The following is a 4,018-nucleotide window of genomic DNA, read 5'->3' on the forward strand; positions in this document are numbered from 1 at the left end:
AGGGCCGAAAGGCCCTTTTTTATTTGTGTGGTGTAGGTGAATCAAGAATTCGCACAGATTTGCACAGCTTGCTGTGCTGATTGAATAATGGTCATGACTTCATCTTTTGAAATTTTGCCGCCATCAATATCTTTTTTGAGTTCTTCATTCAAAGCTTGCGTCGCTTGAGCAACATCACCGCCTTGTGCGACAGGTAAAATGGCTTTTTCACGATACTGTTCTGGAAAAATCGCTAAGCCTTCGAGTTGGCAGCCCGCCATTTTTGCAACATAAGCATCCGCTTCTCTTTTAATGGCACCGGCAGTCAGATCGGGTCTATCCATGCCCAGTTTTTTCATCACCATTGGACGAAGCTGTTCACTGTAATTTTTTTTGTAAGCCTCTACGTCATTAGCGTCGATAGCAAAAGCGAGTTGTGCAAAGAGCGCTAAAGGTAGTAATAAAAACGTTTTTCTCATTATATGTCTCTCTTAGATAACTTAATTTTTTGTTAATAGCTCTATCAGGCTGAACAATAGATGACTATCAGTCAACTTTATCTGTGTAAAGATAAGTAATCCAGAGTTAATAATGAAATTTGTCGCTGTCAGTCTTAGTACTTAAAAGCCGCTGTGATTTACATCCTTTAGCTTTACATTCTTATGTTTTGGGGTAATCGAAAAACCTTATTTCTTTGTTTTCCTTTTGTTTTTAGCTTTCTTTTTGTCTTTTTTAGCGGACTTTTCTTTCTTGGACTTTTTGTCTTTCTTGTTGCCCTTGTCAGCTTTGGTTTTTTTACGGTCTTTCTTTTTGACTTCTTTGGGCGTGTCTTCCACAACCGCTTTTTCTAGTGTTGATTTTTGTGAGGTGACTTCACTTGCTGTTTGAGGAAAAGCCTTCATGCCCAATTGACGAAAACGTGCCGCCCAGTATCGTACTTGTCCGATACTTAATCCAGTTTGTGTCGCTGTTTCTTTTTGAGTCACACCATCATGAAGAGCAAGCAAAGCACTGGCGCGGGTACTAAACTCATTGTCAGAAGCGGCGATGGCTTTGCAGAGTTTAACTTGAGCTGGAGTGAGTAATTTCTTGCGAGGGCTGTTTACCTGTTCTTTGCTTGTCATTGTCAACTCCATCAACGGGTATAGAAAGAATGTAATAATAATTACATTAAACCTTTTGATTATGTATGAGGAGTATGACGGTTTTGTGACACTGGCGTCAGAATAAAAACGGATTTGTACACACACATAAAAAAAGGGCGGTTCGCCCTTTTTTGTTTAATAGTTTAAGCGTGGATTTAGCGAAGCTGACTATCTTTGCTGCCCCGTCGATTAAACATACCAGCTGCTTTGTTTTCATTATCTATCTCTTCCTGACATTTCACACACAGGTAAACACCAGGAATGGCTTTACGTCGGCCTTCGGGAATTTCAGCATCACACTCTTCACAATGCGTCAGGCTTTCACCTTGAGGTAAACGTGAGCGTGCTTGCTGTATCGCGTCATCCACACTGGCGTCTATTTGATCTTGTACCGCCCCGTCACGGGACCATCCTCCAGCCATAACAACCTCCAACTGACTGTTTTAATACTATTTCATTATAGGCTTAAAGTCAGCTTGGACCCAATAGTCATGATTTAAGGTAGCTTTTTACCTAACCGTTGTTTCCAGCGAACAATGGGGTACCAGGTCTGTCCCCAAATCTGTCGTGGTAGACGAACGGTTGTGCCATATTCGGCAGGCCAGTAATTTCCGGGCAGATGATAAGTACCGAAGAGTCGATCAAACAAAACGGTGTGCGCCGAGTAGTTAGTATCAATGGCCGGCTTTTCTGAACTGTGATGCCAGTGATGAAACTGTGGCGTGACAAAAATAGTTTTGAGCGGGCCAAAGGGGATATCGACATTACAGTGAATCAGAATAGCCTGAAGCGCGGCAAAGGTGACATATATATTCAATGCAGACTCATCCGCACCTAATAAATAAAGTGGGATCATCACCATAGCGCGTTCAGAAAATACCTGTACAAAATGGCCACGGGAGCCAGCTAACCAGTCCAAATGTTCAACAGAATGATGAACGGCATGAATAGGCCATAGTGTTTTTACTTCATGATAGGCACGATGCTCCCAATACAACACAAAATCTGCTGCCAGAATAATCAGTATGACTTGTAACCAAACTGGCATGGCTTGAACGGTGGATTGCACAGAGGGACTAACAGCCCAATCAAAATGGCTGGCATGATAATTTGCAAAAATAAGAATGGCGGATATCGCGAGGTGGTTAAAACAAAAGTAGAACATATCCACCGCCCACTCTGGACGAGTGATGACTTGGTCCCGATATTTGGGAAATAGCTTTTCCAGTGTCATGAAGATGACGACTGATCCTAGAAAGGCAAGAATTAACCAATCGACCCCCAACGATAATTCTCTGGGCTCTACCTGACCTATCGGAATGTTGTAACCACCCAGAGCAAACCCAATCAAGGTCAATGAAATAGCGACAAGGCCATAAAGTTTGTACTTGCCTTTATTCAAACCAAACGTCAATGCAGCGAAGAATAATGAAAAATACATGGCATATTTCAATAGCAATTGTAATTGCTCAGCATCATAAACTTGGCGCAGCTCAGCCGTCGTTAAATAGGCTGGGTAAAGGTAAGCTAGCACCGCTAGCAGGCTCAATATGCTGAGTGTAAGAGACAAATAACAACTTATTCTGCCCTCGCCAATACGAAATTCTTTTGCTGGATTCTTTTCAACATGTCGAGGCTGATATTGATAAGGTTCGGTCATGATTGGTATCGATATAGTGAAACTTGGTCGACATAATGTCTGTGTTAAAGGGTTTCTTCAATAATAATATCGACTCGATAAGACGGATGAGCTCAATATTCTTACCATCAGCCTTATGGATTATGGCTTTAGCCTGCCTTGCTTATCCAGTAATATTCAAACCTAAGTGATGACATAACTGAGTGGTTGAATGAAATACACCGATTTACGTGACTTTATCGAAGGCTTGGAAAAGCAGGGTGAATTAAAACGGATTAAAACTGAGGTCGATCCAGCTCTGGAAATGACGGAAATTGCTGATCGCGTGTTACGTGCTGGTGGTCCGGCATTATTGTTTGAAAATCCTAAAGGGTCTGAAGTACCCGCTTTATTGAATTTGTTTGGAACGCCAAAACGTGTAGCAATGGGGATGGGCGAAGACTCTGTCGAAGCCTTGCGTGAAGTCGGTAAATTACTGGCTTTTTTGAAAGAGCCTGAGCCACCTAAGGGCATGAAGGATGCGTGGGAGAAGCTTCCCGTGTTTAAAAAAGTCCTGACGATGTCACCCAAGTTAGTTAAAAAAGCAGCCTGCCAAGAAGTGGTGCTGGAAGGCGATGACATTGATTTGAGCAATTATCCAATACAGCTATGTTGGCCTGAAGATGCTGCCCCTTTAATCACTTGGGGACTGGTCGTCACAAAAGGTCCTCATAAAGAGCGACAAAACTTGGGCATTTATCGTCAGCAAGTCATCGGTAAGAATCGCGTCATCATGCGATGGTTATCGCATCGAGGTGGCGCACTTGATTTTAAGGAATGGCAACAGACTAATCCGGGAACTCCCTTTCCAATCAGTGTTGTACTAGGCTGTGATCCTGCCACGATACTGGGTGCCGTCACACCTGTACCGGATACGCTGTCAGAATATGCGTTTGCAGGCTTGTTGCGCGGTAGTAAAACAGAGCTGGTGAAATGTATAGGCAATGAGCTACAGGTGCCCGCTAACGCAGAAATTGTACTCGAAGGTTTCATCTATCCTGATGATATGGCGTCGGAAGGACCATATGGCGATCATACCGGTTACTATAATGAAGTCGATAGCTTTCCTGTCTTTACTATCGAACGAATTACACAGCGACAGAATCCGATTTACCACAGCACCTATACCGGACGGCCGCCAGATGAACCTGCCATACTCGGTGTTGCCTTGAATGAAGTATTTGTACCGATATTACAAAAGCAATTTCCAGAAATT

5 protein-coding genes are annotated in these 4,018 nt (G+C 43.0%); 1 reads left to right on the forward strand and 4 read right to left on the reverse strand.

Annotation, left to right across the window (positions count from 1 at the left end):
• Positions 1 to 41 precede the first annotated feature (41 nt).
• The 4 genes from B3014_RS10315 to B3014_RS10330 form a co-directional block, all read right to left on the reverse strand.
• Entirely contained in the window at positions 42 to 458 is a 417-nt protein-coding gene (locus B3014_RS10315; protein WP_286303737.1) for a hypothetical protein, read from the reverse strand.
• A gap of 207 nt (positions 459 to 665) precedes the next feature.
• Entirely contained in the window at positions 666 to 1,103 is a 438-nt protein-coding gene (locus B3014_RS10320) for a helix-turn-helix domain-containing protein (RefSeq protein ID WP_289244438.1), read from the reverse strand.
• Between the two features lie 176 nt (positions 1,104 to 1,279).
• Positions 1,280 to 1,546 carry a DksA/TraR family C4-type zinc finger protein gene (locus B3014_RS10325; protein WP_286303739.1) on the reverse strand — a complete coding sequence of 89 codons (267 nt, stop codon included), beginning with the start codon at positions 1,544 to 1,546 and terminating at the stop codon, positions 1,280 to 1,282.
• Between the two features lie 74 nt (positions 1,547 to 1,620).
• On the reverse strand, positions 1,621 to 2,784 hold the full coding sequence (locus tag B3014_RS10330; protein WP_289244437.1) for a sterol desaturase family protein: 1,164 nt from the start codon (positions 2,782 to 2,784) through the stop codon (positions 1,621 to 1,623).
• Positions 2,785 to 2,974: 190 nt separating this feature from the next.
• Between B3014_RS10330 and B3014_RS10335 the strand changes: the two genes are divergently transcribed.
• Positions 2,975 to 4,018: UbiD family decarboxylase (locus B3014_RS10335; protein ID WP_289286963.1), on the forward strand; the 1,044-nt coding region annotated here is incomplete at its 3' end.

This window comes from Methylophaga sp. UBA678, assembly GCF_002299105.1.
In the GTDB taxonomy this organism is placed as follows: domain Bacteria; phylum Pseudomonadota; class Gammaproteobacteria; order Nitrosococcales; family Methylophagaceae; genus Methylophaga; species Methylophaga marina.